This window comes from Nonlabens sp. (assembly GCF_965660805.1).
Lineage (GTDB): Bacteria > Bacteroidota > Bacteroidia > Flavobacteriales > Flavobacteriaceae > Nonlabens.
Genome location: NZ_CBFIBE010000007.1, coordinates 66,251 through 73,076, shown reverse-complemented (window position 1 = coordinate 73,076; position 6,826 = coordinate 66,251). Strand labels below are relative to the sequence as shown.

Annotated in this window: 4 protein-coding genes and 1 pseudogene; 1 reads left to right on the top strand and 4 read right to left on the bottom strand. The window is 34.2% G+C overall.

Annotation, left to right across the window (positions count from 1 at the left end):
* The 3 genes and pseudogenes from ACTF48_RS03515 to ACTF48_RS03505 form a co-directional block, all read right to left on the bottom strand.
* Positions 1–387: pseudogene (locus ACTF48_RS03515) on the bottom strand (hypothetical protein); the annotation flags it as partial.
* Positions 388–391: 4 nt separating this feature from the next.
* Positions 392–1,018: a response regulator gene (locus tag ACTF48_RS03510; protein WP_438961756.1), complete on the bottom strand. Its 627-nt coding sequence runs from the start codon at positions 1,016–1,018 to the stop codon at positions 392–394.
* Positions 1,015–2,802, bottom strand: a complete 1,788-nt coding sequence (locus ACTF48_RS03505; RefSeq protein ID WP_438961755.1) for an ATP-binding protein — start codon at positions 2,800–2,802, stop codon at positions 1,015–1,017. Before ACTF48_RS03505 ends, ACTF48_RS03510 begins: the two co-directional genes overlap by 4 nt.
* Positions 2,803–3,020: 218 nt before the next feature.
* On the opposite strand from ACTF48_RS03505, the gene ACTF48_RS03500 reads away from it, so the two are divergent.
* Entirely contained in the window at positions 3,021–5,036 is a 2,016-nt protein-coding gene (locus ACTF48_RS03500; RefSeq protein WP_438961754.1) for a dipeptidyl-peptidase 3 family protein, read from the top strand.
* An 80-nt stretch (positions 5,037–5,116) separates the two neighbouring features.
* Here the strand turns inward: ACTF48_RS03500 and ACTF48_RS03495 are convergent, their stop codons facing one another.
* Positions 5,117–6,481: a DUF5723 family protein gene (locus tag ACTF48_RS03495; protein ID WP_438961753.1), complete on the bottom strand. Its 1,365-nt coding sequence runs from the start codon at positions 6,479–6,481 to the stop codon at positions 5,117–5,119.
* Positions 6,482–6,826 lie beyond the last annotated feature (345 nt).

The following is a 6,826-nucleotide window of genomic DNA, read 5'->3' as shown; positions in this document are numbered from 1 at the left end:
AGGATGACACCATGTGTTTACTACGATAGTAGGAGCAATAGCGCTGGCACTCGTTAAGGAGTCTATTTTTTCATCTATTTCCCATGCGGTACCATAAGAAGAAGTGTCTTTATTAAATACATTCTGTCCATCATGCATGTAAAGCACTTTATAAGATACTCCGGTGAGAGGATAGCCTTGTGGTAACCATATTTCGAGGTTGCGGTCGTCTACATAACTAGATTTAAAGTCGTTATAGTAAAGAATAGTGTCACTAATTATAGGGTTTTGAATTTTAAAAATAGCTTTATTTGAAACAGCAGGAGCTGAGTAAACATTATGTGGTGATCGATCTTTACAAGAAATGAATAGGACTAAGGTGAGTAGTGATAATAATGCGGTTCTCATAAATCTAATTACTATAATGGCTGTAACGCTGTAGAGCATATTTATACAACTCATTTTTACCAGCTAAGCTCAATTTATGAATCATGTTTTTTCTATGTTTAGCTACGGTACTAACAGCGGTTTGTCGTTCTTTTGCAATTTCGGCACTGGTTTTTCCTTGGGCAATGAGTTTAAGAATATCTGTCTCGCTACGAGATAGTTTTTTTTCAGGTTGTTGCTCACTATTCTCATTGATTAAATTCATGTCTATAGCGCTGTCATAGTAATTATTACCAGCAACCACTTCTACTATAGCTTTTTTAAGTTCTGTTAAAGGACTTATTTTAAGGATGTAGCCATCTGCACCGGCTTGTACCATTTCATTTATGGCTCCAGAATTATCAAACATACTTAGTGCGATTACTTTGATATCATATTTAGATTTTATGGCTTTACAAAGTTCTACACCATTCATATCCGGCATGTTAATATCTGTAAGGACCACTTGTGGTTTTAAATATTCTAATAATTCTAACATGTCTTTACCGTTTTGAGCGGTTCCTAAGACTTCTATATCTGTGTCCTGTTCTAGGAATACTTTTAGACCATCGCTAAGTGCTATATGATCTTCGGCTATGGTTATAAATATCATATCAGTGGAATTTCTATATTTATGGTGGTACCACGATTCAATTTAGTATCTATTTCCATGGTGCCTTCTAAATTAATAATTCTGGATTTTATGCTTTTTAAGCCTGTTCCTTCTTGATTCTTCAAATCTGGTGTAAAACCATTACCATCATCTTCTACTATGATGTCTATGTGATCCTCATAACCTGTAAGTATAATACTAGCGTGTTTAGCCTGCGAGTGTTTAATGGTGTTATTCAGTAACTCTTGTATAATTCTAAACAGCCCTAGTTCTAGACTATTACTTAAAGATCCTTTCATACCATGATGAATGATTTCTACGTTTAAAGATTTCCCAGCATTAATACGATCTGCAAATTCTTCTAGAGAACCTATTAATCCATGAGCATTTAATATGCTACTTTTTTGTGCATGAGAAATATTGCGCACCTTAGAATATGTTTCATTGAGTAAAGCATAAGCGTTTTCTAATACTTTTATAGATTCTTCTTCCTTACTTCTTTGAACAACATTTTCTATACACATACGCGCTGTGGTAAGAGAGCTACCTATATCATCATGCAAGTCTTGTGCTATTTTTTTACGTTCTTTTTCCTGACCACTAATCATGGCATCTATACTGGCAAGTTCTGCATTTTTTAAGAGTTTCTCTTCTCTCTGTTTTTGCGTTTCTGCTGCTGCTGCAAGTAGCGCCTGTTTTTGTCGCATTCTATTGAATAGAAAGAAACCTATTCCTACCACCATAACAAGTACAAATAATAGTAGGTAAATTTTATTTGTGTTTTCTAGGTTTTTAGATTGAAGTTCAGCGTTTTCTAGCTCCTTTTCTTTGGTTTCATATTTAGTCTGCATTTCAGAAAGACTTTTTGCAATAGAAGTTCTGTTTAAAGAATCATTTTCAGATATAAATTCATTATAATAATCTATAGCTTCATCTAGATTTCCTGCAGCTACTTGCGCATCAGCAATATTCCTTAAAAGGGTTACGCTAAAATCTCTATCCTTAAACTTTTTTGCCAGTTGCTCTGCTTTAATTAAGTTATTAACGGCATCTTCATTGAGACCTATGGCTGTTTGTAACATAGCAAGGTTATTCAATCTGGTAGCTATATTAAAAGTATCTTTCTTATGCTCAAAAATGGCCAGGTTTCTCTTATAATAATAAAGAGCAGAATCATTTACAGACCTGTAGTAATGTAGTGTTCCTAAATTAAACTCAACATCTAATTGCTGATCTACTAATTCATTTTGCTCACATATTTTCTTTAATTCATAGCATATTTCAATAGCCTTATCAAATTCCCCTGATTGAATTTCTTTAAACATGTAATGATGTTTAATCCTTATACTTAGTTTAGGGTCTCGAAGTTGTTGAGCTATTTCTAGATTTTCTTGCATTACAGATGCTGGAGCAAACTGGAGTTCTGTAGTTGCATTACTTATAAAGATTAATAAATCATTTGCTTTATATATGATTCTCTTATTGCTTTGGTTTTCTTTAGCTTTTAATAATTTTGAGTAAGCCTTTTCAAAATCATTATTAATGTAATCTATACCGCCAGCAGCTATATAATAATAGCCACGATCTACCTGGTTTAAGTCATTAACACTATAACGTTCTACTATTTGTTTTAACTGCTCATCATCGTTACGTTCTACTAGGCTAAAAACACTGTCTAAGGGTTTTACCTGACCATTTACCATGGAACCACAGAGTAGCGTTAACATGATAAATAGTAACTTCTTTAATTCTAGTATTTTGTAATTTATGTTAAGTGATTTCATGGAATGTAAGGAAGGTTAATAGACATTATAAAGTAATTATTAAAGAAACTGAAACTACATAATATATTAAGTCGTTATAAAAATATTGTATTACATTTTTTTAAAACTTCTCTACAAGATGTTTAATTCTTAAATTTGGAAATATATAAAGATTGTTTATTACGCTTTCGCGAAAGCGTAATGATGAAACTATAATAACACTTAAAAATCATTAATTTATGAAATATGTAAAAATTACCAGTTTGCTTTTTGCAGGAATGGCTCTCTTTTCTTGTAAGGATAATGTGCCTGAATCCATGGAAGCACCTGTGGAAGAAGTAAATTTTAGTTATAACGTTACAGAATTTGCAGATATAGGAGTGCTGCGCTATCAAATTCCGGGATGGGATGAACTGGACTTAAAACAGCAAAAACTTGTGTATTATTTAACACAAGCGGGATTAAGTGGTAGAGACATTATCTGGGATCAGAACTACCGTCATAATCTAGCACTGCGCAAAGGTCTCGAGTCTATTTATATTAACTACTCTGGTGATAAGAATGATAAAGACTGGAAAGAGTTTGAAACATATCTACACCGTGTGTGGTTTGCAAATGGGATACATCACCATTACAGTATGGATAAAATGAAACCTGGTTTTGACGAGGTTTATTTTAAGAACCTCATGGATCAAACTAATGTTTCTATAGATGAAAATGTGTGGCAGTCCATCTTTAACGATGTAGATGCAAAGAAAGTAGATAAGGCCAAAGGAAAAGACATCGTACTAGCCAGTGCTGTAAATTTCTATGGTCCAGATGTTACTGAACAAGAGGCTAGAGACTATTATAAAAGTATTAAGGTAGATGCTAATGAGCCTATAGAAGTAGGATTGAACTCGCAGCTTGTTAAAGAAAACGGGAAACTCATAGAAAAACCATATAAGAGCGGTGGACTATATGGACCAGCTATGGATCAAATGATTTACTGGTTAGAAAAGGCAAAAGAAGTAGCTGAAACTGAACAGCAAGCTCAAGCTCTAAGTTTACTCATAGAGTATTATCAAACAGGTGATTTACATAAATGGGATGAGTATGCGATAGTCTGGGCTAAGTCTACTGAAGGTGCAGTGGACTGGATTACTGGTTTTGTAGAAGTATATAATGACCCAATTGCTTATAAAGGAAGTTATGAAACTATAGTTCAGATTAAAGATTTTGACATGTCTCGTAAAATGGAAGTGTTAAGTGGAAATGCACAATGGTTTGAAGATAACTCACCATTAATGCAGGAGCATAAGAAGGAAAAAGTAACTGGCGTAAGTTATAAAACGGTAAACGTAGCTGGTGAAGCTGGTGATGCAAGTCCTGCAACGCCTATAGGTGTGAACTTACCAAATAATGTCTGGATTAGAGAAGTGCATGGTAGTAAGTCGGTTTCACTAGGTAATATTATTGCTGCTTATGGTAGTGCAGGTAGTTCAGGAAGACTTGAAGAATTTGCGCATGATGAGGAAGAGGTTGCGCTGGAAAAAGAATATGGAGCCCTGGCAGATAAATTGCACACAGCACTGCATGAAGTGATAGGACATGCCTCTGGTCAGATCAATAAAGGTGTAGGAACACCTAAAGAAACCTTAAAAAGTTACAAATCAACCATTGAAGAAGGAAGAGCAGATTTATTTGGGTTGTATTATTTAATGGACCCTAAGTTAGAAGAACTAGGCCTGGTAAAGGACTGGAAGAAAACGGGAACCGCTGCCTATGATGGATATATAAGAAATGGACTAGTTTCTCAACTGGTGCGTCTGGAATTAGGTCAGGACGTAGAAGAAGATCACATGCGTAATAGACAATGGGTGAGTGCTTGGGTTTATGAAAAAGGACTTGAAGGTAATGTTATTAAAAAGGTTACTAAAAATGGTAAGACCTATTATGATATTCAAGATTATGATAAGTTGCGCGAGCTATTTGGAGAACTCTTAAGAGAAACACAGCGTATCACCAGTGAAGGCGATTTTGAGGCAGCACAAGCTCTAGTAGAAGGCTATGGTGTAAAAGTAGATCAAGAGTTGCATCAAGAGGTTTTAGAACGTAATAGCCAGTTTAAAACACCAGCATATCGTGGTTTTGTTAATCCTGTGATCACACCAGTGATGGAAGGTAATGAAATTACTGGTTTTACTATAGAACAACCAGAGACTTTTGCTGAGCAAATGTTGATGTATTCAAAGAATTATGGTTTCTTAGACTAAGAAAATCTTATATGCAAAAAGTCTCATTAATTACAGAATTTGTTATTAATGAGGCTTTTTATTTTAGCTGAATTGAAATGCTATAAATAGTTCAATTTCTTAGCTTTTATGCGATGATGGAATGGAATTTTTAAACCTGCATAAAAATCTACAGCTCTGGAATCATCAGTCATGAGGTTGCTAAGAATAGATGCAGATCCTATGCTCAATGGTCCAAAACGTAAACCTGCGCCCCAAGTGAAATCTGCATATTCAATCATAGTAACATTTGAATATAAAGTAAATAGTCGGGATTCATATCTAGGAACTATGCTCGTATAATTGATATGATTGATGCTAAACCTTTGTGCAGTATCATTAAGAGCCAGTACTCCAGAGGCACCTATATAAAGATTGCGATCTATTCTCAAGTCCAAAGAATACCTCAATGCGGCAGGTAATTTAAGGGTAACATCTTCGGTTCTAGTAGTAGAGGTATAATTATCCTCTAATGCTTGTTCAAAGTTTTCATCAAAATCTTGCGAGCTTACCGTTCCAGAAACCGTATAAGTATTTAACTCTACATCATTATAGGTGATACTACCTATATCGGTAACACTTAGTCCTACTTTTAATCTGTATTTATTATGACCTCTCAAGGCTAGAGAATCCATTTTTTTATCATTTTTTAAGGCAGGTCTATACTCATAAATAAGACCTAAGTCTGCACCAAAGCTGCTACTACCGTTACTAAAATCAAAATTATCATCATCATCTGTAGCAGTGGTACTACCATAGGTTAAATCACCATTTGCGGTAATAGTTTCGGCTGCAGAATCGTAGGAACCATTAATACTGTTTGAATTGGTAAAGAATCCTCCAGCGCCTATTAAATATTTTGCGGTTATTCCACCTTTTAAAAAATGGCGTTCACTTTGAGCGATTACAAACCCATAAGTTAATCCTACTTCACCCCAAGCATGTGCGGTACCATTAAGATTCTCCATGTCGATATTAAAATCTTTATTGAGTATATCGCTATCCTGTAAGGTTTCAAAAAGATTTCCATTTATAGAATTTAAATTCAAATAGCCACGTACTCTAGTTGTAAAGGCGAGACTGTGTTTCTCAGATAAATTAAATTGAAAGGATGGTAATAAAACATCTAAGTTTTGGTACACGTTATTATTCTGACTGGGAGAACGAGTTCCAGATTCATCAAAGCTAATTCCAGAGAAATCACTAAATAACTCTGAAAAGTTAAAACCGTAATAGTCATTTGCGGTGGTGGAAGAAAAGTCAACTATATTAATATCTGTTTTAAAACGAGAGTCGGCAAGATTTGCTGGGTTATTTCTTAAGCTGGTGATTCCAGCATAGTTGTCGGTTTCTTTTCCAGCATAAGTCTGTGCTATAGAAATGTAACAAAAACAACAAAGTAAGGTGGTTAGTAAAGTTTTTTGCATGGTTTAAAAGTTTCTATAAAACTACTAGAAACTTATGAAACGAGCAATACCCTTTACAGGGTATCAATTTAAGGGTGAATGTGTTAGTGAAAAAAGTGTATCTGAGTTCTATTTTTTCAAGACAATTTTAATCACAAATAGTAAAATTATAAAGGCTATAAAGCCTAATAATATCCATTTTACACCTTTATAATTTTTCTTGTGCATGCCTTTATCTTTGATATACATGAAAGAAATAAGAATACAAAAAGCTACAAAAAAGATAATACCAAATGTAATCTGACCACTACTAAACATCGGGTCTTTAAGCATAAGAGCTAAATAAGTCATAGAATAACTATTTTT

Excerpts from the sequence above, each read along its gene's own strand:
- ACTF48_RS03500 (WP_438961754.1), top strand. The coding sequence starts at position 3,021 with ATGAAATATGTAAAAATTACCAGTTTGCTTTTTGCAGGAATGGCTCTC.
- ACTF48_RS03495 (WP_438961753.1), bottom strand. The coding sequence starts at position 6,481 with ATGCAAAAAACTTTACTAACCACCTTACTTTGTTGTTTTTGTTACATT.
- ACTF48_RS03510 (WP_438961756.1), bottom strand. The coding sequence starts at position 1,018 with ATGATATTTATAACCATAGCCGAAGATCATATAGCACTTAGCGATGGT.
- ACTF48_RS03505 (WP_438961755.1), bottom strand. The coding sequence starts at position 2,802 with ATGAAATCACTTAACATAAATTACAAAATACTAGAATTAAAGAAGTTA.